Below are 24,540 nucleotides of genomic sequence, written 5' to 3'. Positions count from 1 at the left end.
AAAGATAAACTTGCGCGTTATGAACGATTTGAATAAGTAGAGCAACCTTTTTGAGGCACAGGTAACACGATTCTAAAGGAAAAGGAGGATTAAACGTTTCAAAAGGTATTGCTAGTTACTTGTTTGGCGTGTAAGGACAGCCCTTACACCAATTCGAGGAGGATTTATTGATGAAACTAAAAAGTCGTATAGTTGCATTCCTATTAATTCTAGTGCTTTTCGCAGCAGGAATTAGTACGACTGTAAACGGCGTCTTAAAGGACATCAAGCTTGGTCTTGACTTACAGGGCGGGTTTGAAGTACTTTACGAGGTAAATGAATTAAAAGATGGTCAAAAAATTACACCTGAAATCGTCACTGCTACGGCAACAGCTCTTGGCAACCGTGTAAATGCTATTGGGGTAAGTGAACCTAGCATTCAAGTTGAGGGAGAAAACCGAATCCGTGTGCAATTAGCAGGTGTTGAGGATCAAGAATCTGCACGTAAGTTATTGTCTACTTCTGCGAATTTAACATTCCGTGATGTTGATGATAATTTATTATTAGATGGAGATGATCTAAAAGAAAATGGAGCAAGTGCTTCCTTTGACCAACAAAATCGTCCAATTGTTTCGCTTAAATTAAAAGATGCAGAAAAATTTGCTGATGTAACAAGTAAAATTGCTGCGAAACCTGCAGGACAAAATCTATTGGTTGTATGGTTAGACTTCGAAGAGGGTGTTGATTCTTATAAAGCAGAATCACAGAAAGCGAAGCCTCGTTATGCATCTGCAGCAACAGTTTCTCAAACATTAAATACAACAGATGTAATGATAAGTGGTAATTTCTCTGTTGAAGAAACAAAAAATTTATCAGGTATTTTAAATGCAGGGGCATTACCTGTTAAACTTGATGAAATTTATTCAACTTCTGTGGGTGCTCAATTTGGTGATGAAGCACTGAAAAGCACTATTTTCGCTGGTATTGTTGGTGTAGTAATCATTTTCTTATTTATGCTATTCTACTATCGTTTACCAGGCTTTATTTCGATCATCACACTTGGTGTATTTACATTCCTAGTACTGGTTGTATTTGATTGGATTAATGCAGTCTTAACGCTTCCTGGTATAGCAGCCATTGTACTTGGTATAGGGATGGCAGTAGACGCCAATATTTTAGCGGCAGAACGTATCCGAGAAGAACTACGTGTAGGCTACTCAGCGAAGCAAGCCTTCCAACTAGGCTCTAAACAATCCTTATCAGCGATTGTCGATGCACAGCTAACTACATTATTAGCAGCAGGTGTGCTATTCTTCTTCGGGACAAGCTCTGTTAAAGGATTCGCTACAACATTAATCATTAGTATTTTATTGAGCTTCTTAACAGCCGTTTGGGGCTCACGTGTACTATTAGGTTTACTTGTGAACAGTGGCTATTTCAATAATCCAGCCTGGTATGGTATTGCGAAATCAAAACAACATAGTCTGGATGAAAATATTGGTGCATTAGATTTATCAACGAAATTTGATCGCTTCGACTTTGTACACAACCGTAAGAAATTCTATACATTCTCATTAGCTATTTTAGTAGCTGGTTTAGTAGTTCTTGGTGTTTTCCGTCTAAACCTTGGTATTGATTTCTCTAGTGGTACACGTATTCAAATTGAAGCAGATCAAACGTTAACAAAAGAAGCAGTAGAAAAATATGTTGATAGCATCGGCTTCCCTTCGGAAGATATAGTTCTTTCAGGAGAAAAGAGTACCTCAGCGGTTGTACGTTATAAAACCGATTTATCTCAAGCAGATATTTTGAAATTCCAAAAAGAAACAACAGAGGAATATGGTCATAAACCTACTGTAAGTACAGTATCTCCTACTGTTGGTAAGGAACTTGTGAAAAATGCCATTAAGGCATTATCTCTTGCAGCACTAGGTATTATTATTTATGTGGCAATTCGCTTTGAATGGCGCATGGGAATCGGGGCGATTGTTTCGCTTCTACATGATGTATTCTTAATTGTAGCAGTGTTTAGTTTCATGCGTTTAGAGGTAGATATTACGTTTATTGCGGCTGTTTTAACAATTGTTGGTTATTCTATCAATGATACAATCGTTACCTTTGACCGTATGCGTGAAAACTTAGATCGTTATGATACCATTAATGACCGTGAAGTATTGGCGAATATAGTGAATAAATCGCTACGCCAAACAATGGGACGTTCTGTTAATACAGTGTTAACTGTTATTATCGTTGTTGTAGCCCTATTAATTTTTGGTGCACCATCTATTCAAAACTTCTCTATCGCTTTATTGATTGGTTTGATTACAGGTATGTATTCTTCTATCTGTATCGCCGCTCAAATCTGGTATTCATTAAAAATTCGTGAAATGAAAAAATCAGATGGAAAGCTACACAAGAAAGAGAAAAAACAATGGGGAACTGACGAACCTACAGTATAAATTAGTAAGCAGGGAATAGAAAACGATTCGTTTTCTATTCCCTGCTTTTTTGTTAGTGAGATTGCCGGGTGTATTTATAATTTAAATTGCTGAAGGACTTCTTGGAGCTGTTGCGCATTCTGACTTAATTCCTCAGCAACCGCATTCACTTGCTGCATTGTCGCTACTTGTTCGTCAACAGACTCTGCAATCAGTTGAGAATTGTTAGCTGATTGATTTGAAACATTGGCTGTTTCGGTGACAGAGGCGGCAACCTGCTCGGCACTTGCTGAAATTTCTTCGGATGTGGCAGATATTTCTTCAATTTGTTCTGTAAAGGCTGTAACAGCTGAAGTGATGGAGTAGAAAGCATCTCCTGCCTCGTGAATTTTAGACACGCCGTCCTGTACAGAAGCTAAGCCATGGTCCACTGCATTAGCCACATTGCGCGTATCTGTTAGGATTTCCCTCGTAATGGCAACAATTTGATTAGCAGATTGATTGGATTCCTCTGCTAGTTTACGTACTTCATCAGCTACAACGGCAAAGCCTTTACCATGTTCTCCAGCTCTTGCTGCTTCAATGGCCGCATTGAGAGCAAGTAAATTTGTTTGTTCTGAAATGGCTGTAATGACAGTTGTAATTTGTCCAATTTCTTCCGATTGCATACTTAGCTTTTGAGTCAATGTGGCAATTTCAGAGGTAGCCACAGAAATGATATTCATTTGTTCTTTCGCTGTTGAAATCGTTGCTCCTCCTGTATGGGCTAGTTGGCGCATACTCTCTGCATTGTGGCGAAGACTATGTGTCGCCTCAGCAATGCGTTGAACACCTGCTGCTGTTTCATCCATTGCCACAGCACTTTGCTGCGAGGTACGAGCGGAAGAAGTGAGAGATGTTGCGTTTTCTTGAATTCTTTGTGCAATATCATCGGATGTTGCCGTTACTTCCTCTGTGCTCGCAGTAAGCTCTTCAGAGACAGCTGATAAATGGGATGCACTATCTTGAATGTTCGTCATCAGACCGGCTAGACTTTGTTTTAATGTATTGACTGCACCCGCAAGTATGCCAATTTCATCTTTTGTCTGATGGTCAAGCTCAGCGATTGTTAAATCTCCTTGTGCTAATGTGTCTGCTGCTTCAGTGACCTTCCGTAATGGCTGAACAATGGAGTTTTTAACAAAATACATAAAATATATACCAATAATAATACTAGCAATTAGTAGACTAATGGAAATAATAAGAGCACGTGAAACGGTATGATTTACTTCTTGATCGACCTTTTGAAGCTGCTCATCATGATAAGCTAATAAATCAGTTGTTAGCTTGAAGATTTCCTTATTGTATTTTGTGACATCGTTATTTATGTAAGTGAGAGCTAAATCCATATTGCCACTATTAAACGCCTGCAAGGCTTTCGCTGAAGAGGCTAGTAACTCGTTTTGTAATGCAGTGACTTGTTGCATAATATCTTTTGTATAATCAGAGCGAACAAGACCAGAAAGTTCTTGAACTGTTTCAGGTAAAAGTTTGTGATAACGCTCTAAATTGTCCCGAGCTGTTTCATCCTTATTATTTAAAACATAGGAGCGTAAAAATAAACCTTGAGACGCAAGTTGTTGCTGTATATTCTCCGTTAATTGAATTTGAACAATACGATGCTTCAATACTTCCTCTAAATCATTTTGTGTTGTTTTGAATTGAAGAAATGATAAGATGCTTGAAATGAGTAGTAAACAGGTTAAAGAAATGAAGCCTAAATTTAATTTTTTGCGAACGGACATATACGTTCCTACTTTCTATATATTATATGGAAAAAATTATTGTTCTGAAATTACTATAACTTGATATATTTACATGGTCAATACTCAGAAAATATTCAATAGTAAGGAATCCTTTTCCCTTTTAAGGTCTTTTTGAAGGATAATATACCTACATAAAAGTTCTTACGAAAACATAAATTTCAATCTTTTTCTTCAGAATTAATTGACAATTAAATTGGTTTGGCATAGAATTAAGGCTAACTTTTTGTTCGGTCAAGGTAGAAGGCTTCGGGAGCGAGGTCAGCCTAAGAACAGATGAGCTGAGTTTAGATGAGAATAGCTGAGAAATTGTTGAATAAGAGTAGTAGCATTGGTATGTAATTTAGAGAGTCAGTGGGTGGTGTGAACTGATTTACAGCTTATGTGAATGGACTTATGAGAGTCGCTTTTAAAAAGCGAACGTGATTCCCCACGTTATAGGGGTGCTTTGAATGTATGGCTAAAATGAAGCTGGTCATCATAGAAAGCACAAAAGTGAGAGCATATGCTCTAATATGAGGTGGCAACGCGGTCATGATCGTCCTCTGCAATTAGGAATAATCCTTTTTGCAGAGGGCTTTTTTTATTTTGCTTCAGCATTCGTCTAGACATTAGCAAAAGGAATTTTTAAAAAGGAGCTTATAAGCTATGCAAACAACGAGTTCAAGAACAAAAATGAAAACTGTCAATGGCGATTCTTTAACACCTATTCTAATTTTCAGACGTTTACAGGGGAAATATAAATTTTTGCTGGAGAGCTCTGCACAACATGAGGAAGCAGGCAGATTTTCATTTATTGGTGCGAATCCACGAAAAACCTATAAAGGTGTGGGACAAGAAATTCAGGAGATATCCTATAAAACAGGAAAAACATATGTGCATAAAGGGGAGCTCTTTGTCCTCCTTAAACGACTTATGCCACGTATCTCTAATACGACACAATTTCCGTTTTCAGGAGGTGCTGTTGGATATATAGGTCATGGCGGAACGACGATGTTCGCTGACGAGAAAATAGGGCTTCCTGATGCGCACTTCCATGTGTATGAAACGATCATTGTGTTCGATCATTTAACAGATGAAGTGACACTGATTCATACAAATATTGATGCGGAAAAACAGCAACCTGATTTGGAAGTGCTGGCCCAACAATTATTAAATGGTGATGCTCATGACGAAGCAACTTATCATTATCACGCATTAGAAAAGGCAACGGATGAATCCTTTGCAGCAGAGTTACAGGCGATGCAAACCAAGTTAAATGATGACATAACAAGGGTAGTACTGCCTAAGCATTATGTAGCAAATTTTCAAGGTGATGCGTTTTCCTTATACAGACAGCTACGCAAAAAAAAACCTGCACCCTATATGTATTATGTAGAGTTTGAGGATCACGTTATATTAGGCACTTCTCCTGACAGCCTTATACGAGTGAAGGGGGAGCGAGTGATAGCCACACCAACGGAGGGCACCTATCCACGTGGGGAGACTAAAAGTGAAGACCTAAAAAATGAGCGCACCTTATATGAACAAATGGACATTCGAAATTCACATGCAATACTCGTTAGTGCCATTCAGCAAAAATTACAGTCTGTTTGTTTTCGAGACTCTGTTCAGGTCATTGAGGCCATGCGTATTGAAAGGTCAAAACAGGCACTGCACTTGACGTCGAGAGTAGAAGGTCGACTTTTACCTATGTTGCACGCTTTGGATGTACTGGCAGTAACAATCCCACCATTTTCAGTTACAGAGATTTCTAAGAGGCAGGTGACACGTTATTTAGAAAATGGGTCACACATGGCAGGTATTTTTGGTGATGCACTTGGCTTTATTGGATTCAATGGCCATTTGGATTTTGCTTTAACAGCGCAATCCATTGTAGTTGAACATGAAACGATGTATATGCAATCCACAATAACAATGACTAAATATACGAATATCCCTAACGTGTTACAGCAAGTGCAAGAGGAAGAAAGAGGTTTTTTACAGTTATTGATTAACGATGGAGGGCGAAACTGATGGAACAATTACAACGGAAAGTAGTGCAAGGTGAACATCTGATGTATGAGGAAATGCTGAAGGTCGCGCAATGGCTATTTCAGGATGAGACACCTAAAGAGGAAATCGCCAGTTTTTTAACGGCTTTAGCTGTGAAGGGGGAAACAGCACACGAGGTAGCAGCATTAGCAACCATTATGCGTTCTTTTGCACGTGATGTAGCTGTAAAAGAAGACGACTATATGGATAATTGTGGTACGGGTGGAGATGGTCTTCATACCTTCAACATTAGTACAGCCTCTGCTTTTGTACTAGCTGGAGCAGGTGTCAAAATGGCAAAGCATGGGAATCGTAAAATATCTTCATCCTCGGGTAGCTCAGATGTGTTGGAGGCATTGGGTATTCATACAGCTATTTCCATACCTCAAACCATTGACTTGCTAGAGAAAGAAGGAATCGCTTTTATCTATGCACCGAATGTTCATCCAAAATTAAAGCGAATCGGCGAAGTTCGTCGTTCATTAGGAAAACCAACGATTTTTAATCTAGTCGGTCCTTTAACCAATCCAGTACCATTATTTACGCAATTCACAGGTATTAATCGTCCTGATTTTGTCATGGAATATGCCTCAGTCCTACAGATGCTGGGGCGGGGGCGAGCCATTGTTGTTTCAGGCCCTAAGGGGCTAGATGAGGCTTCCTTAGCAGGGCAAAATACATTGGTCCTAGTAGATAGAGGAGATTTAATTCCCTTCTCCTTGTCGGCTGAAGATGTTGGTCTTCAAGCAGCACCTTTAGAAGCTATCCGTGGTGGCAATGCAGATGACAATGCGGTCATTATGAAAAAAATATTGGCTGGAGAGCACAGTGCGTACTTAGATACGGTGTTATTAAATACGGGTATTGGCTTATTCGGTTATGGTCAAGCAGAAACCATTAAAGAAGGTGTCGCGATGGCGAAGGAAAGTATTTTTAGTGGGAGAGCATTGAAAAAATTGGAAGCAGTTATTACTTACAGTGAACAAATGAAAGAAGTGGAGGTAGGGCAATGAATATACTCTATAAAATTCTGCAGCAAAAGAAAATTGAGATAGGTGCTTTATTAGAGCAGCCAGATCCTTTAGCAAATTTTACAGAAAAGTCACGACCCTCATTAGTCGAAACATTACGTCAAGCCACAACATTACAGGTCATTGCTGAAATGAAACGTGCTTCGCCCTCCAAGGGGGTCATCGCTGGTGCGGCAGATCCAGTTGCTCAAGCACAGGTCTATGCACAGGCGGGAGCAGCAGCTATTTCTGTTTTAACAGATAAGGCGTTTTTTAAAGGCTCCTTTGAAGATTTAGCAGCAGTTGCTCGTGTTGTTGATACGCCTCTTCTTTGTAAGGATTTTATGATAGATCGGGTGCAGATTCGATTTGCGAAGGCAGCAGGTGCTTCTATTATTTTATTAATTGTGGCGGCCTTAACGGATGACGCTTTACGCGACTTATATAGTTATGCAACGGGCTTAGGCCTAGAAGTTTTAGTGGAAGTACACGATACAGAGGAACTTGAACGTGCTCTTGCAGTAGATGCAAGGTTGATTGGTGTCAATAATCGGGATTTACGTACCTTTGAGGTTAGTCTACAACGGACAAAAGAAATTGCCGAAGTTTTCCCATTCAGTGAGCAACGTGTATTAATTAGTGAAAGTGGTATTTGGTCACAGGAAGATGCCAATCAAGTTGCCGCAATGGGAGCTAGTGGCGTTCTTGTAGGGGAGGCATTGATGCGCAGTGAAGACGCGGGGCAAGCACTACAATGTTTACAGGTACAAAAGGAGGCAGCTCCTATATGACAAAAGTCAAAATTTGTGGATTACAAGAACAAGAACATGTCAAAACAGCTGTTCATGCTGGCGCAGATGCCATTGGTTTTGTTTTTGCACCAAGTAAACGTCGTGTAACTGTTGAGCAAGCCCAACGGTTAGCGAAAGAGGTACCACGAGGCGTTTTGAAAATAGGTGTCTTTGTCAATCCCACACCAGCTGAATTAAAGGAAGCGGTAGAGCGAGTGCCTTTAGACTATGTGCAATATCATGGAGAGGAAACGCCAGCATTTATTCAGGAGCAAGGCTATCCAGCCATTAAGGCATTGTCGATACGAGGAAGAGAGGATGTTCAAGCAGCTGTTCATTATCAGGTAGATTATTATTTATTTGATGCGCCTGGAACAGATTTTAAAGGTGGTAGCGGTCATACTTTTGATTGGACGTTACTTGAGGAAGTAGGTATTCCACGAGAGAAATTATTATTAGCGGGTGGTCTCAATGTGGACAATATTGAAGCGGCCATTTCAAGTGTTGCTCCTGTAATGGTGGATGTATCAAGTGGCGTGGAAACAGACGGAGTCAAAGATTCTATAAAAATACAGGCATTTTTGCAGGCAGTAAAGAGGGGGAGCGAATAATGGGAAATTCAATCGCATCTAATGTACCGACTAAGGAAGGTCGTTACGGACAATTTGGTGGACGTTATGTGCCAGAAACATTAATGACAGCTTTACTAGAATTAGAAACAGCTTATGAAGAAGCGATGAAGGATTCAATGTTTACAGAGGAGCTATCCTATTATTTACAGGAGTATGTAGGGCGAGAAACCCCACTCTATTACGCAGAAAATTTAACGAGCGCACTTGGAGGAGCTAAGATTTATTTAAAGCGTGAAGATTTAAATCATACAGGTGCACATAAAATTAACAATGCGATTGGGCAGGCGCTTCTTGCCAAACGCATGGGCAAAAAGAAAATTGTTGCTGAAACAGGTGCAGGACAGCATGGTGTGGCAACGGCTACTGCTTGTGCCTTATTAAATCTAGAATGTGTTGTTTTTATGGGTGCGGAAGATATGAAACGTCAGCAGTTAAATGTTTTTCGCATGGAGTTGCTTGGCACAAAGGTTCAATCGGTGGAAAGTGGTTCTAAAACTTTAAAGGATGCTGTGAATGCAGCGCTACGCTATTGGGTGACAAATGTTGAGGATACGCATTATATTTTAGGCTCTGCCTTAGGACCTCACCCATTTCCTAAAATCGTTCGAGACTTTCAGCGTGTCATTGGGGTAGAGACGAGAAAGCAAATTTTGCAAAAGGAAGGTCGTTTACCTGATGCTGTTGTGGCTTGTATTGGTGGCGGCAGTAATGCAATTGGTATGTTTCATCCGTTCGTAGATGATGCATCAGTCGCTTTATATGGTGTAGAGGCGGCAGGGAGTGGTCTTGAAACGGGGAAACACGCTGCGGCAATTGCAGGTGGACAATTAGGTGTATTGCATGGTGCTTACATGTATTTATTACAGGATGAAAATGGCTTTGTCCAAGAAGCACATTCGATTTCCGCAGGGTTAGATTATCCTGGAAAAGGGCCAGAGCATTGTTATTTACATGATATCGGTCGAGCGCAGTTTGATGCCATCACAGATGCTGAGGCACTAGAAGGCTTACAATTGTTAAGTCGAACAGAGGGGATACTTCCTGCGCTTGAAAGTTCCCATGCTATTGCTTACACAGCAAAACTTGCTAAAACCATGCCGAAAGACCAGATCATTGTAGTGTGCTTGTCTGGTCGCGGAGATAAGGATGTACACACGGTTAGGGCGGTACTAGGAGGAGATGGCAAATGACGACGTTACAACAAGCAATTGAACAAGCAAAGGTAGCAGGAAATAAAGCCTTTATTCCGTATATCATGGCAGGTGATGGAGGGCTAGAAACGATCAAGCCAACCATCCTAACACTACAGCAGCTAGGTGTGACAGCTATTGAAGTAGGTATCCCCTTTACAGATCCTGTTGCAGATGGGCCAACAATTGAGCGGGCAGGAGAACGTGCACTCGCAGCTGGCGTAACATTAACGAAGGTATTGCAAACGCTCACTTCATTTAGAGATGAAATCACGGTACCTCTAGTTGTCATGACTTATTTCAATCCAGTGTTAGCGTATGGCTTAGAGGCTTTTGCAAAAGCCTGTGTAGCTGGGGGCGTTAAGGGAATAATCGTACCAGATGTTCCATTAGAAGAAAGTGCTCTATTACGGGAGGCATTAAACCCATATACCATTGACGTTGTTCAACTCGTCTCTTTAACAAGCCCTCCTGAGCGTATTGCTCGTATTGCAGCAGCTAGTCAGGGCTTTGTTTATGCAGTGACTGTGAATGGAATTACAGGGGCAAGGTCCCGTTTTGCTGCAAACTTAGAGCAGCATTTTGCAAGTCTACGTCAAGCAAGTCCAATCCCTGTGCTTGCAGGCTTTGGTATTTCAACACCTGAGCAAGTGAAAAGGATGGGGTCATTGGGAGATGGAGTTATTGTTGGTAGCGCTATTGTAACAGCATTGCATGAAGAAGATATGGCCACCGTGGCAGCATTAGTGGCCGCTTCAAAAGGTGTATTCGAGAAGTCTACTCTATAGAGTAGGCTTTTTTACTGCTAGATGGATAGTAAGTTTAAACTGATGGATTAATCAGTAAAAGGGGCGGATAGAAATTTCACATTGATGGATAAAACTATCAATCTAACGGATAGTGCGTATCCAATAGAATTTCGGTATAATAGCTTTCGTAAGGAAGTGAGAAGATGATTCTATCGAAAAAAAGATGGCAGGTGGAGCGTCCAGATGCCACACTTGTACAAGCATTACAAAATGACTTACAACTTTCCGCGATTGCTGCAAAAATTTTAGCAGCACGAGGCTGTGAAACAACGGCTGAAGCAGAAAGCTTATTAAATATGACTGAGGCAAATGTCCATGACCCATTTCTTATGTACGGTATGGCTGAAGCAGTAGCACGAATTGAGCAAGCATTAGAAAATGGGCAGAAGATTTTAGTCTATGGCGATTATGATGCCGATGGTGTCACAAGCACGACTGTTATGCTAAATGTTTTACTAGATCTTGGAGCGGATGTATCCTTTAAAATCCCCAATCGTTTTATCCATGGTTATGGTCCACATGAAGCATTATTTCGTGAAGCATATGAAGAGGGTGTACAGTTAATCATTACAGTAGATAACGGGATATCTGGTATCGAACCTGTTCGAGTGGCTAAAGAGCTTGGCATGGATGTCATTGTGACCGATCACCATGAGCCAGGTGAGGAATTACCGCCAGCAGATATTATTCTTCATCCTCGATTACCAGAAGGACATTATCCGTTTGGAGAGCTAGCTGGAGTAGGTGTAGCCTTTAAGTTAGCACATGCTTTATATGGTGAACTACCAATCCATTTAATGGAATTGGTGGCGATTGGAACTGTAGCCGATTTAGTTCCTTTAGTGGATGAAAATCGCTATCTCGTGAAGCGAGGTATACAGGAAATGCGTCGTTCCCTTAGTCCATGGGTACAAGCAATGTGTGATATAGCCAGTACAGAGCAGGCAAAAATTACGGAAGAGACAATTGGCTTTTATTTTGGTCCTCGATTAAATGCTGTTGGTCGACTCGGAGAAGCAGCTCCAGGAGTCGAGTTATTATTGGCAGATGATAGTGCTAAAGCAAGCGCATTGGCAAAGCAGCTTAATGCCTGCAATACAGAGCGCAAAGATATTGTGAAAAGCATTACAGATGAGGCCATTGCACTTATTGAATCGGATGAAAAAATCGGCAATTCATTAGTTCTTGTTGTGGCGGGGGAAGGCTGGAATGCAGGCGTTGTTGGAATAGTTGCTTCACGACTTGTTGAGCAGTACTACCGTCCAACCATTGTCCTTTCACTTGATCCTGAAAAGGGCACAGCAAAGGGTTCCGCTCGAAGCATTGAAGGCTTCCATCTATATAATGAACTAGCTAAAAACCGAGATATTTTACCGCATTTTGGTGGACATCCTATGGCCGCAGGCATGACTTTATCGTTAGAGCATGTGGATGAACTACGTACACGCTTGGATGCACAGGCAAGAGAATGTTTAACAGAGGAGCAACTAACACCGATCGTCCATATTGATATTCCGTTAAGCATCGATGAAGTTTCAGCAGATGCTATTGAAGAAATTTCAGCACTAGGACCATTTGGAACAGATTTTCCAAAGCCTGTTTACGTACTTGAGGATGTTGAAATCTCATCTATGCGTAAAATTGGAGCAGCTGAGAATCATATTAAAATGGAATTAACAAATGGCTATGATAAATTGGATAGTGTCGGCTTTAATAAAGGGCATTTACATGATGAATTAACGTATGGCATTAAAATATCCTTTATAGGCGATTTACAAATTAATGAATGGCAGGGACGTAAAAAAGCCCAATTTATGATCGAGGATGTCCAAACAACGGAATGGCAGCTATTTGATATTCGTGGTATCCGTCAAACTGCGCGCTGGCTTAATACGGTACCGAAGGATGAGGCACAGTTTATTGCCTTTCGTCCAGCAACGATGGCGTATTATCAATCATTGATTGGTGCTCCTATTACAGTAGTTGACCCAGCACTATCAAATGTGGAACAAAGTGATTATATTGTGCTCTTAGATTTGCCACAACAAGTTCAAAGACTAGAAGAGGTGCTACAGAAGACGACACCTTCACGTATTTATGCGCATTTTTATATGCCTGATTCGCAATACTTTAGTGGTTTACCTACTCGTGAGCAATTTTCTTGGTATTATAAATTTTTGAAAAATCGACCAGCCTTTCCGCTTGATATGCATATAGCAGATTTAGCAAAGCATACAGGTTGGCCATTGGATGTATTAAAATTTATGACACAGGTGTTTTTTGAGCTTGGTTTTGTTAAAATGGAGAGTGGACTGACGACTGTCAACGTGAATGCCCCAAAACAAGCACTAACAGAGGCACCGTCTTACAAACAACGTTCAGAACAGATTGAAATGGAGCAAAAGCTTGTCTATGCTCCTTATATAGAATTAAAACAATGGTTTGATGAACGATTAACATAAACGGACGTACAGCGTTTCGTAGGAGGAGCAATAACATGGATTTAAAGCAATATGTTACAACAGTTGAAAACTGGCCGAAAGAGGGCATTAGCTTCAGAGATATTACGACAATTATGGATAATGGACCAGCGTACAAATATGCAACAGACCAAATTGTAGAATATGCAAAAGAAGTGGGAGCTGAAATTGTAGTTGGCCCTGAGGCTCGTGGTTTTATCATCGGTTGCCCAGTTGCCTATGCACTTGAAATTGGCTTTGCACCTGTTCGTAAACCAGGTAAATTACCACGTGAGGTTATTAGTGCAGACTATGGTCTTGAATATGGTAAAGATACGTTAACAATGCATCATGATGCGATTAAGCCTGGTCAAAAGGTTTTAATCTGTGATGATTTACTAGCAACGGGTGGGACAGTTGAAGCAACTGTTCGTTTAGTAGAAGAATTAGGTGGTCAGGTAGTAGGCTGTGCCTTTCTAATCGAACTTTTAGAATTAAATGGTCGTGCAAAGCTTGGAGATCTAAATATTAAAACACTTATTCAATATTAAGAGAAAGCGTCTACCATAGTGGGCACTTCAGATTGTAGACAAACTCAAGAAATTACGAGTTTGCCTACAGTCTTTTTCTTTTACAATGAAATACAGTAAAGCCGATACGGGCCGAGTTGCTTTCCTCGCTCCATCCAACTTCTTCCCTATTACTGTGTTGATTAACCGTAAACTTTTAAGCTGATGAAAGCTGAATACGGAAAATTAAATCAATAAACGTGAACAATTAGAAATGGTAATGGTTGATCAATTTATATCATTTGAGCGAAATTAGAGGCTGCTATTTATCCTTTATGTAGAAAACATTTACTTAGCTTATGGATGCCCAAATATTAATCATGCCACTCTATATTTGGTAAGTAATTAGAAGAAAAAATGACAACAGCCATCGAGGTGAACTTTTCGATGGCTGTTGTTTGCAGTTTGAAGCGCTCAATAAAGTAGGTACTTTTTAATCTTCATCATATGCTTGGATGATCTTTTGCATTGTGCGCAAGGTATCATAGAAATCTGCATATTTTTCGATCCCTATATCTTCGATGATTCTATCTTGAATCGTTTGCCAAATGGGTGCGGCTTCATGCAGCTTTTCTAATCCCTTTTCAGTGAGCGTAATCTTTTTAGTGCGCGCATCGCTTGTGTCTCGCTTTAATTCAACATAGCCATGTTGCTTTAATAGATTAATATTACGGGTCACAGTCGTTTGATCAAGTTGTAAAATTTCACCTAAACGGCTAATTGAGACAGCTTGCTGAAGGTCGATATGGGCCAGCATGGAATATTGTGTAACCTTTAAACCAGTGGGCTGTAGCAGCTTATCATATAATTGTGTGACAACCCTTGTTTTTTTTCTAAGGTTTGCACAAACACAGATTTGTGTATAATCGATTGTTTTAAGTTGATTCTTCATCGTCAGTACTCCTTTGAGGGGATTCTACTAATTGTAAGTATACACCTAAGAGCTAGAAAAGACTGCTTGACAGCTATAGGAACGATTATTATCATTATACATGTATATACATATAAATGGAATAAATAGACCGCAAAACATGTATATACATGTTTTGTCATGCATCTCACAAGAAAAGAAGGTGTTAGAATGAAGCGAGTTCATTATAGCTGGTTGATTTTGATTGTCACATTTTTCTCGATTATTGTAGCAGGGATTACAATGTCATCGTCTGGTGTCTTCCTTGATCCCCTCGAAAAAGAATTTCAATGGGATCGCTCAACGATTGCTTTAGCATTTGCTGTAAGTTTATTTTTATATGGCATATCTGGACCATTTATGGCGGCGCTGCTTGAAGTCATTGGCTTAAAGAAAATGATGCTTAGTGCCATGTCTACTTTAATAGTAGGAATGACCTTAACCTTTTGGATGAGCCAATCCTGGCAGTTAATCATTATTTGGGGAGGTATCATTGGGCTTGGTGCGAGCCTTTTTTTAACGGTGCTCAGTCCCTATGTAGCGAATCATTGGTTTGTTAAACGCAGAGGGCTGGCAGTTGGGATTTTAACGGCTAGTACAGCCACAGGTCAATTAATTTTACTGCCAGTGCTAGCCATTATTATTGAACATTATTCTTGGCGATGGGCAATGGGGTTGATCCTACTACTGAGTACCATGATGTTCGTCATGATTGCTATGTTTATTAAAAACAAGCCGCAAGATATTGGCCTAACCCCTTACGGTCATGATGAGATTATAGAAGAACCGCAAGTACAGCCCAAGAAGAATCCAATTAGTATGGCATTTCTTGGTTTAGCAGAGGCAGTTAAAGTCAAAGCATTTTGGCTCTTAGCAGGCAGCTTTTTCATTTGTGGTCTTTCGACAAGTGGATTAATCGGAACTCACTTTGTGTCATATTGTATTAGCTTTGGCGTTCCGCTAGTAACCGCTGCATCTCTTCTTTCTTTTATGGGGGTGTTTAATTTATTAGGCACGACTGCTTCTGGCTGGCTATCGGATCGCTTTGATAATCGTTGGCTATTATTTTGGTATTACTTGTTAAGGGGAGCTTCTCTCTTGCTACTCCCTTATGCACTCGCTCAGGGCTCCTATGTTTTACTGACGATCTTCAGCATCTTTTATGGACTTGATTGGATTGCCACAGTACCACCGACTATCAGCATTGCACGACAAATTTTTGGGATGCAAAAAAGCAGCATTATTTACGGATGGATATTCGCCTCACATCAGGCAGGAGCGGCAGTTGCTGCGTATGGGGGTGGGTTGATTTATAAATTTTTCAATTCCTATACATGGGCTTTTTTCCTTGCTGGCCTATTCTGTGCATTGGCAAGCTTATTCGTTATCATTGTAAAAAAACAAACGCCTCAGCAAGGATAAACAGTCGACTGAAAAAGTTGAACCTCGACAGAAAGAGGTTCAACTTTTTTATCAATATTATTTTGACATTCAATAAACAAAAGTTTATAATATAAACAAATATAATAAAAGGTGATGCTATGAATGAAAGAGAACAGGCGGTGCTTGCTTTAATTCGCCAAAACCCGTTTATGTCTCAGCAAGAGATGGCAGATACAATGAATCTGTCCCGTCCCGTGCTTGCTAATTTAGTGTCTAGTTTAACAAAGCAAGGAAAAATTGTAGGTCGTGCTTATATTTTACCCGAGGAAAATGAAATTATTTGCATTGGGGGAGCCAATTTAGACCGAAAATTCCATGTGAAGGGCAATGTTCAATTTGGAACATCTAACCCTGCCAGCTCTTCTTTTAGTGTAGGTGGAGTTGGTCGAAATATTGCTGAAAACTTAGGCAGATTAAACCATCAAGTGACGTTATTAACAACGGCTGGTAAAGATGCTGATTGGCAAGTGATCCAAGAAGCTTCGGAATCCTTTATGAATCTACGTTATGTGGAGCAGCTAGCTGAGGCTTCTACGGGTTCCTATACAGCTATTATGGATGAACAAGGTGAGCTAGCATTAGCTGTAGCCAATATGGAGGTTTATGACCTGCTGTTACCGAGTTTGTTGAAAAAGCATGAAACAATGCTAGTGAATGCTGGTTGCTTTATTTTGGATTTAAATTGCCCGAAAGAAACAGTGGCGTATATCCAGCAAGTAGCCATTGCTCGTGCTATTCCATTAGTCATTGTGCCGGTATCTTCGCCAAAAATGAATCGACTACCTGAAACATTACAAGGCGTAACTTGGTTTATTTGTAACACGGATGAAGCAGAAACAATTGTTGGACATAAAATTGAAAATGCTACCCATTATGAAAAAGCATTACAACAGCTCTTACAACTAGGTGCTGAACATGTCATTATCACAGCTGGTAGCAAGGGTGTTTATGCAGCATCTACGACGATTGCACCTCGTCATTTCGCTGCGAAAGTGATCAACAAAATTGAAGATGTTACAGGAGCCGGAGATGCGTTTGTCAGCGCTGTGATACACAGTTGGTTGACAGGTCAGTCTTTTGAGACATGTATTGATGCAGGGTTAACAAATGCTAAAAATACATTGGCATCTCCTTATACAGTAAGACCTGAATTATCAGTAGATTTGTTAAAAAATGAAATGGAGGAATAACAACATGAAAGAATTCATCGTATTATCAGAAGAAGTAAAAGCAGGACAAGCAAAAGGTCTACCAATCGTGGCATTAGAATCTACAATCATTTCACACGGTATGCCATATCCACAAAATGTGAAAACTGCGCGTGAAGTTGAGCAAATTATTCGCGATAATGGTGCAGTACCTGCAACCATTGCCTTAATAGATGGCAAAATCAAAATCGGTTTATCAGATGAAGAGCTAGAGATGTTTGGAAATTCACAAGGCGTTGCAAAAGCTTCACGTCGTGACTTAGGTTACTTACTTGCAACAAAAAAATTAGGTGCGACAACAGTTGCAGCTACAATGATCTGTGCTGAACTTGCAGACATTGAAATCTTTGTAACAGGGGGTATTGGTGGTGTACACCGTGGTGCTGAAACAACAATGGATGTCTCTGCTGACTTAGAAGAATTAGCACAAACTAATGTTGCTGTTATTTGCGCGGGTGCAAAATCTATTCTAGATATTGGTCTTACATTAGAATACCTTGAAACAAAAGGGGTACCAGTAGTTGGTTATGGTACAGATGAATTACCAGCATTCTACACACGTCAAAGTGGTTTCGATGTCAACTTCCAGCTTGATACACCAGAGGAGATTGCAGCAATGCTATCTGCGAAATGGCAATTAGGGTTAAAAGGTGGCGCTGTCATTGCCAACCCAATTCCAGAAGCTGAAGCATTAGATCATGCATTTATTACAAACATTATTGAAAAAGCTTTAGCTGAAGCTGAAGAGAATGGTATTCAAGGTAAAAACGTTACACCATTCTTACTTGGTAAAGTAAAAGAATTAACAGAAGGTAAAAGTCTTGATGCGAACATTGCATTAGTGAAAAACAATGCAGTCGTTGGTGCAAAAATTGCTGTTGCCTACAATCAATTACACTAATTCATTTGTCGAAACAAGAACCCTTTGTGACATCCTGTCGCAAAGGGTCTTTTTCATTAAAAAGAAGAATATTTTTTCCATTTTTCGAACTGTTCACGAGATTAACTAAACTAAATGACACAGTCTCTTTACAATAGGCTACAAAATTTTATACAATTAAGTTTATATCTAATCTGAAAAATTTGACGAGCAAGGTGGACATGTTATGGCGAAAGAGCAAATTTTGACTCCTGAGGACGTTTTTGAGTTAGTCAAATCCTACATGAATGATGAAAATGTCACATTCGTGAAAAAAGCATATGAATTAGCAAGGGATGCCCATATTGAGCAATTCCGTAGCTCTGGTGAACCTTATATCATTCACCCAGTACAAGTGGCAGGTATTCTAGCTGAATTACAAATGGACCCGGAAACAGTAGCGGCAGGTTTTTTACATGATGTTGTCGAAGATACGGATTTTACGCGGGATGATTTGGTACGGGAATTTGGCGAAGAAGTAGCCGTGCTTGTTGATGGTGTGACAAAGCTAGGGAAAATTAAATATTTATCAAAAGAGGCGCAGCAGGCAGAGAATCATCGAAAAATGTTTGTAGCTATGGCACAGGATATTCGTGTCATCTTAATTAAGCTAGCAGACCGTCTCCATAATATGCGTACGTTAAAGCATTTACCTGCTGAAAAGCAGCGACGCATTTCGAAAGAGACGCTAGAAATTTTTGCACCACTTGCACATCGTCTGGGAATCTCGACTGTAAAATGGGAGCTTGAAGATACAGCACTTCGCTATTTAAACCCACAACAATATTATCGTATTGTCAGTTTGATGAAGAAAAAGCGTGATGAGCGTGAGGCTTATTTAGAGAATGTCATGGCTGAGATGAAGTCACAGCTTAATGAGGTTGAAATTGAAGCAGATATCTATGGTCGTCCAAAGCATATTTACAGTATTTATCGAAAAATGGTGCTCCAAAAGAAACAATTTAATGAAATTTATGATTTATTAGCCATACGTGTACTTGTCGATAGTATTAAAGATTGCTATGCGGTTTTAGGGATTGTGCATACCCTCTGGAAACCGATGCCAGGGCGCTTTAAAGACTATATTGCCATGCCAAAACAAAACCTGTATCAGTCCTTACACACGACCGTTATTGGACCCTATGGTGATCCATTAGAGGTTCAGATTCGTACGAAGGAAATGCACAAAATTGCAGAGTACGGGATTGCGGCACACTGGGCGTATAAAGAGGGCAAAAATGTTGATCATCAAAAGCAAAATGTCGATCAAAAATTAACATGGTTCCGTGAGATTTTAGAATTCCAAAATGAATCTTCTAATGCCGAAGAATTTATGGAATCCTTAAAATTTGATTTATTTTCTGATATGGTCTACGTATTTACACCTGAAGGCGATGTCATCGAATTGCCAGCGGGTTCTGTGCCCATCGATTTTGCCTATCGTGTCCATTCAGAGGTCGGAAATCGTACGATTGGGGCAAAAGTCAATGGGAAAATGGTGCCACTTGATACACCACTGAAAACCGGCGATATCATTGAAATTTTAACATCTAAGCAATCCTTTGGTCCGAGCCGCGATTGGCTAAAAATAGCACAATCCTCACAGGCGAAAAATAAGATTAAGCAATTCTTTAAACGACATTTACGTGAAGAGAATATCATCAAAGGGAAAGAAATGATTGAAAAGGAAATTCGTGCTCAGGATTTCGATTTAAAGGAAACGATGTCATCAGAAAACCTCAAACGTGTATGTGATAAATTCAACTATACGAATGAGGAGGACTTGTATGCAGCAGTAGGGGTGAATGGCATTACTGCACAGCAAGTGGTTAATCGTTTAGCAGAAAAACGTCGTAAAGAGCGTGAGCAGGAAGAAGCTTTAGAGAAAATCGAACAAAAAATGAAAAATCCAATTCCGCAAAAACGAACGGAATCTGGTGTCATTGTCAAGGGCATTGATAATATGCTTATTCGACTTTCTCGTTGTTGTACGCCTGTACCTGGTGATGAGATTGTAGGCTTTATTACAAAAGGTAGAGGTGTTTCTGTACACCGTGCAGACTGTCCAAATATTCAAATTGAGGATGAGCAAGAACGCTTAATTGAAGTGGAATGGGAGCATGGAATCATCCCTGAGAAAAAAGAATATCCAGTGGATATCGAAGTGTCAGCCTTTGATCGACCTGGTATTTTAAATGAAATTATGCAAATTGTTAGTGAAACAAAAACAAATATTTTAGCAGTCAGTGGTCGTGCTGATCGTGATAAAATGGCGACAATTCATTTAACGATTTCCATTTCAAACATTTCACATTTGCATAAGGTTGTTGAGCGTATTAAACAAACACCTGATATTTATTCGGTGCAGCGTGTCATCAATTAATGATTGGCAACAACATAGAATTGGGGTTTTAATGCATGAAAGTAGTATTACAGCGCAGTAAAGCTGCTTCTGTAACGGTTGACGGAACTGTCACAGGAGCGATTGATAATGGCTATGTTCTTTTAGTAGGCATTACACATGAGGATACACATGAGGATGTCGCTTATTTAGCGAAAAAAGTAGCTAATTTACGCCTTTGGGAAGATGCGGAAGGAAAAATGAATCATTCGATCCTAGAGCATGGAGGCGCAATTTTATCCGTCTCACAATTTACATTGTATGGGGATGCAAAAAAGGGAAATCGTCCTAGTTTCATCAGTGCAGCTAGACCAGAAGTAGCCGAACCGCTGTGGGAAGCTTTTAATCAAGCATTGCGTGAGCTCGGCTTACATGTGGAAACAGGTATTTTTGGTGCAATGATGGATGTTGCACTAATCAACGATGGTCCAGTAACAATACTTCTAGAATCAAAATAATGGAACATTTCCTATAAATCCTTCATATACTAATGAGTATGGTTAGTTTTATAGGAAGGAGTGTCTTGAACTTGACGCAGATAGGGAGTAGATCTAATCCATATTTATACGAAACACTTAACATGATGATTGGCCAGGCAGTAGTGGTGCAAACAGAAAAAACGATGCAAAAAGGTATTTTATTATCCATACTACCTGACCATATGATCCTTGAGATGAATCGTACCCCTTTCTTCATTCGAATGGAGGAAATTGTATGGGTTACATTGGAAACTACAAAAAATTGATGAAGTACGAACCTTCGAATCATAAAAGATGATAGAAGGTTCTTTTTTTATAATTTAAGGTACAATGAATAAATTTAATTATTAGAATATTGAGTTTGTATTGGTTTGAGGGCAGAAGCAGGGATCGTTCATGGAGAAAAACACTTTTGGTATGTCTCTTGTGAAATCAGTCATAAAGCGACTAGAATTATACTCAACTAAGAAACAAGTAGTAATGGCTGCTAAAATACTATTTAATACTGTCATGAATATGTTTAAAGGAGGTTATACATTATGAACATAATGAAGAAAATAGCCAAGATAGTGGGAATAATTCTAGCTATTTTCGCTTTGTTTATAGGGGGTGGATACGCTATTCTTGAGATTAATCCATTTGGGAATAAACCAGGCAAGCCAGTTGCGGATATTGAACATAAGGTTGAAATTTGGGGAGAAGAAGTTGCAGGAAATCATTCTGGAAGTAAGCTAGACGATATGAATATTAAGGGTAATCCTAACAGACTCTTAGCGACATTCAAATTTTCTATTAGTATTGTGGGAGAAGAATATAAAGACAATGAAGCTGCAATTGATACCTTTACATATGTCCATGAAATTGTAGGGGGCTATGAAAAATCTACCTATGAAGATGAACCATATCTGATTCCTTATACGAGGTCAAACAGTGACAGTGCCATCATTATTATTCCAGGAGGTGGCTATGGCTTTAAGGAAATGGATGGTGGAACTGCTGAAGGAAAAGAAGTAGCTGAATCATTAAATAAGGCAGGTATCAATGCATTCGTTCTACACTATCGTTCTAACCCATATGAATGGCCTATTCCCCAATTGGATGTTCAGCGGGCTGTCCGTTATCTACGTTATCATGCAAATGATTATGGTATTCATCCAGATAAAATTGGATTGATCGGTTTTAGCGCTGGTGGTTTTCAAACCGGTAGCTTTATTAATCTCATTCAGGGGAAAAATCTGTTTCCTGATAGTTATCAGCTTGATGACATCGATGCAGTAGATGATCAAGTAGTATCTGCAGCTATGATTTATCCAGCATTGACCTATCGCTATAATGTGCCTATGCTCTTTGCTTCTTTTAAAGATGAAGATGTGAGAAGTCCAGAAGTGCGTGAAGAGCTTTTGAATCAGACAGATCTATCTAAACATTTTAGCACAGCAAATATACCTCAGTTTATTGCTTATGGGACGAATGATTTAGCTGTTGGGGTAAAAGGGCCAAAAGAATATATTCAATCTGCACGAGTAGCAGATGCGGATATTACTGAAATTGTAGTAGAAGGTCAGAATCATGGCTTTAAGCAGGAACACTATATGAGAGAGTTTCTTGAATGGGTAAAAAAGGTTTTCAATTCCTTATAATGTGGCTTTTTTACTTTTGTTAATTTTAACTTGTGGAAGCAGAATCAATAATGCAAGCGATTGAATTAGTATATACGCATGCATGGGCTACTTGCTTTCCTGTGGGCGAGCGCCTCTCCGCTTCCACTCCGTGCAGGGGTTGGATACGGTAATATTTTACTAAATATTGGAAATTAAAGAGAAAGAAAAATGACAAAAGCCATCGAGAGCGACTTCTCGATGGCCTTTGTATGAATTTATTTAACTTCTAAAATGAATTTATAGCTATAATCTATTGAAATAAAACGATTGTTGATTTAAAAGGATATTTTCAATCACTACAATCTCATACTAGGACTTTACTTTTTACTCAATTTCTTTCCATAAAGACAATGCGTTTATCCAATTTGGATCTCCGTATCCTTGATAGCTTTGAACGGCTACATAAATCTTTCCTTGGTACTCAACCTTATCTCCTTTTGTGTATGCCTTAAATGGACTCCATTGCTCATAAGAAGCCCCTAGATCTTTTGTAGTCACAGTTAAAATTGAACTTTTAATTGATTCATTTCCAGCCGCATCCACTGCAGTTACTGCATACATATATGTTGTATTCGATTGGAGATTCGTGTCCATAAATGATGTAGTTTTTGATGTTCCAACAACAGATATTTGATCTACTTGTGTTCCTTGATATATAACATAATGGTCAACTGCTACATTATCCTCTGATGCACTCCACATTAAGTCTACACTTGAAGATGTAACGCCCATTGTGTGAAGTGCAGTCGGTTGCGTTGGTGCTTCTGTATCTGGAGCTGTATGCATTGTCTCTACAACTATCGATTCACTTTCATTAGAAACATTCCCAACTGCATCCACTGCCTTTACCGTATATGTATACTTGGTACTCGGTTTTAAATTTTTATCTGTGAATATTGTTCCTGGTACCACTCCAACTACTTTATTATCACGTAATATCTGATATTCTTTTACACTCACATTGTCTGTAGAAGGACTCCATTTTAGCTCGGCACTGTTTGAAGTAACTTTCGTAGTATGTAATCCATTTGGCTGAGTTGGAGCTTCTATATCTACATTTCCATTATTCACTAAATTAACGTCGATTACATTATAGAATGCATTTGAAGTATCAGCTACATCCCAAACAGCTAGAATAATGTGGTAACCACTACGATCAGTTGGCACGTTAATTGTATGAGTTAAATTATTCGATGCAGCAGAACCATTATGTTCTACAGTTGCCATTAGCTCAAGGTCAGCACGGTTTAATGGTTTATTTGGATTCCATCCCTTTTTAGTAATATAATAGTGCCATTTGCTTGTCAAATGTGGCGCTGTATACTTCCATGTAAAGGTATTTGAACCTCCTGTAATCGTGTTCTTAAACCAACGATCAGCGGTTTGTTGATCGAGTATGCCACCAAACAGACCTCCAGCAGATGCGATTTTTCCATCAGCCGGCCCACTTTGTGGAAATCCCTTAGGTGCCTCTAAACTCTGTGGCTCATACATTATGTTTCCGCACATTAAATTAAGTGCTCCATAATTTTGACTACATAAAGCAGCTCGGCTAGCTGGTTTTTCAACAAATCCATGGGCATATGCATTAGGTGCCATTGAAATACCCATGATTCCTGCTGCTAATATGGCAGCACTTATTCCCTTTTTACTTAACTTCTTTGCGAATTTAGTATTCATTTAACTAGTCTCCTTTTGTTGGAATTGGATAGCAACTAGTATGATAGCAATATATATAAAATTATTCAAAGTCTGTTTTTGTAGGATAATAGTTTTGTTGTGAAAATAACTTTTGTTGCAAAATTA

Annotated in this window: 20 protein-coding genes and 1 other annotated feature; of the genes, 17 read left to right on the top strand and 3 right to left on the bottom strand. The window is 39.5% G+C overall.

All coding sequences use genetic code 11. The features are described 5' to 3' along the window. The first annotated feature begins 170 nt into the window (after nt 1-170). The gene (secDF, locus tag V6670_RS15585) at nt 171-2,438 is read left to right on the top strand and encodes a protein translocase subunit SecDF (RefSeq protein ID WP_036124424.1); all 2,268 of its coding nucleotides are present in this window, start codon (nt 171-173) and stop codon (nt 2,436-2,438) included. Between the two features lie 74 nt (nt 2,439-2,512). Here the strand turns inward: secDF and V6670_RS15580 are convergent, their stop codons facing one another. Next, on the bottom strand, nt 2,513-4,201 hold the full coding sequence (locus V6670_RS15580) for a methyl-accepting chemotaxis protein (RefSeq protein ID WP_338651606.1): 1,689 nt from the start codon (nt 4,199-4,201) through the stop codon (nt 2,513-2,515). 321 nt (nt 4,202-4,522) lie between these two features. Further along, nucleotides 4,523-4,768 (top strand) — a binding site (T-box leader). 99 nt (nt 4,769-4,867) lie between these two features. On the opposite strand from V6670_RS15580, the gene V6670_RS15575 reads away from it, so the two are divergent. The 8 genes from V6670_RS15575 (at nt 4,868) to V6670_RS15540 (ending at nt 13,695) form a co-directional block, all read left to right on the top strand. After that, nucleotides 4,868-6,235, top strand: a complete 1,368-nt coding sequence (locus V6670_RS15575) for a chorismate-binding protein (RefSeq protein WP_338651605.1) — start codon at nt 4,868-4,870, stop codon at nt 6,233-6,235. Beyond that, on the top strand, nt 6,235-7,266 hold the full coding sequence (gene trpD, locus V6670_RS15570; RefSeq protein WP_141905027.1) for an anthranilate phosphoribosyltransferase: 1,032 nt from the start codon (nt 6,235-6,237) through the stop codon (nt 7,264-7,266). Before V6670_RS15575 ends, trpD begins: the two co-directional genes overlap by 1 nt. After that, entirely contained in the window at nt 7,263-8,054 is a 792-nt protein-coding gene (gene trpC / locus V6670_RS15565) for an indole-3-glycerol phosphate synthase TrpC (protein ID WP_338651604.1), read from the top strand. Before trpD ends, trpC begins: the two co-directional genes overlap by 4 nt. Then, nucleotides 8,051-8,665: a phosphoribosylanthranilate isomerase gene (locus V6670_RS15560; protein WP_141905029.1), complete on the top strand. Its 615-nt coding sequence runs from the start codon at nt 8,051-8,053 to the stop codon at nt 8,663-8,665. Before trpC ends, V6670_RS15560 begins: the two co-directional genes overlap by 4 nt. Next, the gene (trpB, locus tag V6670_RS15555; protein WP_338651603.1) at nt 8,665-9,876 is read left to right on the top strand and encodes a tryptophan synthase subunit beta; all 1,212 of its coding nucleotides are present in this window, start codon (nt 8,665-8,667) and stop codon (nt 9,874-9,876) included. The genes V6670_RS15560 and trpB overlap by 1 nt, the downstream gene beginning before the upstream one ends. Continuing rightward, nucleotides 9,873-10,664, top strand: a complete 792-nt coding sequence (trpA, locus tag V6670_RS15550) for a tryptophan synthase subunit alpha (protein ID WP_338651602.1) — start codon at nt 9,873-9,875, stop codon at nt 10,662-10,664. The genes trpB and trpA overlap by 4 nt, the downstream gene beginning before the upstream one ends. A gap of 164 nt (nt 10,665-10,828) precedes the next feature. Next, nucleotides 10,829-13,147, top strand: a complete 2,319-nt coding sequence (gene recJ, locus V6670_RS15545) for a single-stranded-DNA-specific exonuclease RecJ (RefSeq protein ID WP_141905032.1) — start codon at nt 10,829-10,831, stop codon at nt 13,145-13,147. 35 nt (nt 13,148-13,182) lie between these two features. Continuing rightward, nucleotides 13,183-13,695: an adenine phosphoribosyltransferase gene (locus tag V6670_RS15540; protein WP_141905033.1), complete on the top strand. Its 513-nt coding sequence runs from the start codon at nt 13,183-13,185 to the stop codon at nt 13,693-13,695. A 451-nt stretch (nt 13,696-14,146) separates the two neighbouring features. Here the strand turns inward: V6670_RS15540 and V6670_RS15535 are convergent, their stop codons facing one another. Further along, on the bottom strand, nt 14,147-14,605 hold the full coding sequence (locus V6670_RS15535) for a MarR family winged helix-turn-helix transcriptional regulator (protein WP_058845308.1): 459 nt from the start codon (nt 14,603-14,605) through the stop codon (nt 14,147-14,149). Nucleotides 14,606-14,794: 189 nt separating this feature from the next. On the opposite strand from V6670_RS15535, the gene V6670_RS15530 reads away from it, so the two are divergent. The 8 genes from V6670_RS15530 (at nt 14,795) to V6670_RS15495 (ending at nt 22,713) form a co-directional block, all read left to right on the top strand. Beyond that, on the top strand, nt 14,795-16,045 hold the full coding sequence (locus V6670_RS15530; protein ID WP_141905034.1) for an MFS transporter: 1,251 nt from the start codon (nt 14,795-14,797) through the stop codon (nt 16,043-16,045). 119 nt (nt 16,046-16,164) lie between these two features. After that, the gene (locus tag V6670_RS15525) at nt 16,165-17,256 is read left to right on the top strand and encodes a carbohydrate kinase (protein WP_036124406.1); all 1,092 of its coding nucleotides are present in this window, start codon (nt 16,165-16,167) and stop codon (nt 17,254-17,256) included. 4 nt (nt 17,257-17,260) lie between these two features. Continuing rightward, nucleotides 17,261-18,175, top strand: coding sequence for a pseudouridine-5'-phosphate glycosidase (locus V6670_RS15520; protein WP_036124405.1), 915 nt, complete (start codon nt 17,261-17,263; stop codon nt 18,173-18,175). 205 nt (nt 18,176-18,380) lie between these two features. Continuing rightward, a complete protein-coding gene (locus V6670_RS15515; RefSeq protein ID WP_036124404.1) occupies nt 18,381-20,576 on the top strand; it encodes a bifunctional (p)ppGpp synthetase/guanosine-3',5'-bis(diphosphate) 3'-pyrophosphohydrolase in 2,196 nt (731 codons plus the stop codon). 35 nt (nt 20,577-20,611) lie between these two features. Continuing rightward, nucleotides 20,612-21,052, top strand: coding sequence for a D-aminoacyl-tRNA deacylase (gene dtd / locus V6670_RS15510; RefSeq protein ID WP_036124403.1), 441 nt, complete (start codon nt 20,612-20,614; stop codon nt 21,050-21,052). A 71-nt stretch (nt 21,053-21,123) separates the two neighbouring features. Beyond that, a complete protein-coding gene (locus tag V6670_RS15505; protein ID WP_036124402.1) occupies nt 21,124-21,339 on the top strand; it encodes a DUF2642 domain-containing protein in 216 nt (71 codons plus the stop codon). Between the two features lie 130 nt (nt 21,340-21,469). Continuing rightward, complete coding sequence (locus tag V6670_RS15500) at nt 21,470-21,616, top strand: hypothetical protein (protein WP_338651601.1); 147 nt, start codon at nt 21,470-21,472, stop codon at nt 21,614-21,616. Continuing rightward, nucleotides 21,613-22,713, top strand: a complete 1,101-nt coding sequence (locus V6670_RS15495) for an alpha/beta hydrolase (RefSeq protein ID WP_338651600.1) — start codon at nt 21,613-21,615, stop codon at nt 22,711-22,713. Before V6670_RS15500 ends, V6670_RS15495 begins: the two co-directional genes overlap by 4 nt. A gap of 345 nt (nt 22,714-23,058) precedes the next feature. Here V6670_RS15495 and V6670_RS15490 read toward each other — a convergent pair whose 3' ends face one another. Further along, complete coding sequence (locus V6670_RS15490; RefSeq protein ID WP_338651599.1) at nt 23,059-24,414, bottom strand: lytic polysaccharide monooxygenase; 1,356 nt, start codon at nt 24,412-24,414, stop codon at nt 23,059-23,061. Nucleotides 24,415-24,540 lie beyond the last annotated feature (126 nt).

Origin of the sequence: Lysinibacillus sp. Y5S-8 (assembly GCF_036894365.1) — a bacterium.
Classification (GTDB): domain Bacteria; phylum Bacillota; class Bacilli; order Bacillales_A; family Planococcaceae; genus Lysinibacillus; species Lysinibacillus fusiformis_D.
Note: the sequence above shows the minus strand (reverse complement) of the source record. Positions and strands in the feature narration are given on the sequence as shown.

Bases quoted from the DNA above. Each gene is read 5' to 3' on its own strand.
- secDF (WP_036124424.1), top strand. From the start codon at position 171: ATGAAACTAAAAAGTCGTATAGTTGCATTCCTATTAATTCTAGTGCTT.
- V6670_RS15580 (WP_338651606.1), bottom strand. From the start codon at position 4,201: ATGTCCGTTCGCAAAAAATTAAATTTAGGCTTCATTTCTTTAACCTGT.
- V6670_RS15575 (WP_338651605.1), top strand. From the start codon at position 4,868: ATGCAAACAACGAGTTCAAGAACAAAAATGAAAACTGTCAATGGCGAT.
- trpD (WP_141905027.1), top strand. From the start codon at position 6,235: ATGGAACAATTACAACGGAAAGTAGTGCAAGGTGAACATCTGATGTAT.
- trpC (WP_338651604.1), top strand. From the start codon at position 7,263: ATGAATATACTCTATAAAATTCTGCAGCAAAAGAAAATTGAGATAGGT.
- V6670_RS15560 (WP_141905029.1), top strand. From the start codon at position 8,051: ATGACAAAAGTCAAAATTTGTGGATTACAAGAACAAGAACATGTCAAA.
- trpB (WP_338651603.1), top strand. From the start codon at position 8,665: ATGGGAAATTCAATCGCATCTAATGTACCGACTAAGGAAGGTCGTTAC.
- trpA (WP_338651602.1), top strand. From the start codon at position 9,873: ATGACGACGTTACAACAAGCAATTGAACAAGCAAAGGTAGCAGGAAAT.
- recJ (WP_141905032.1), top strand. From the start codon at position 10,829: ATGATTCTATCGAAAAAAAGATGGCAGGTGGAGCGTCCAGATGCCACA.
- V6670_RS15540 (WP_141905033.1), top strand. From the start codon at position 13,183: ATGGATTTAAAGCAATATGTTACAACAGTTGAAAACTGGCCGAAAGAG.
- V6670_RS15535 (WP_058845308.1), bottom strand. From the start codon at position 14,605: ATGAAGAATCAACTTAAAACAATCGATTATACACAAATCTGTGTTTGT.
- V6670_RS15530 (WP_141905034.1), top strand. From the start codon at position 14,795: ATGAAGCGAGTTCATTATAGCTGGTTGATTTTGATTGTCACATTTTTC.
- V6670_RS15525 (WP_036124406.1), top strand. From the start codon at position 16,165: ATGAATGAAAGAGAACAGGCGGTGCTTGCTTTAATTCGCCAAAACCCG.
- V6670_RS15520 (WP_036124405.1), top strand. From the start codon at position 17,261: ATGAAAGAATTCATCGTATTATCAGAAGAAGTAAAAGCAGGACAAGCA.
- V6670_RS15515 (WP_036124404.1), top strand. From the start codon at position 18,381: ATGGCGAAAGAGCAAATTTTGACTCCTGAGGACGTTTTTGAGTTAGTC.
- dtd (WP_036124403.1), top strand. From the start codon at position 20,612: ATGAAAGTAGTATTACAGCGCAGTAAAGCTGCTTCTGTAACGGTTGAC.
- V6670_RS15500 (WP_338651601.1), top strand. From the start codon at position 21,470: ATGGAGAAAAACACTTTTGGTATGTCTCTTGTGAAATCAGTCATAAAG.
- V6670_RS15495 (WP_338651600.1), top strand. From the start codon at position 21,613: ATGAACATAATGAAGAAAATAGCCAAGATAGTGGGAATAATTCTAGCT.
- V6670_RS15490 (WP_338651599.1), bottom strand. From the start codon at position 24,414: ATGAATACTAAATTCGCAAAGAAGTTAAGTAAAAAGGGAATAAGTGCT.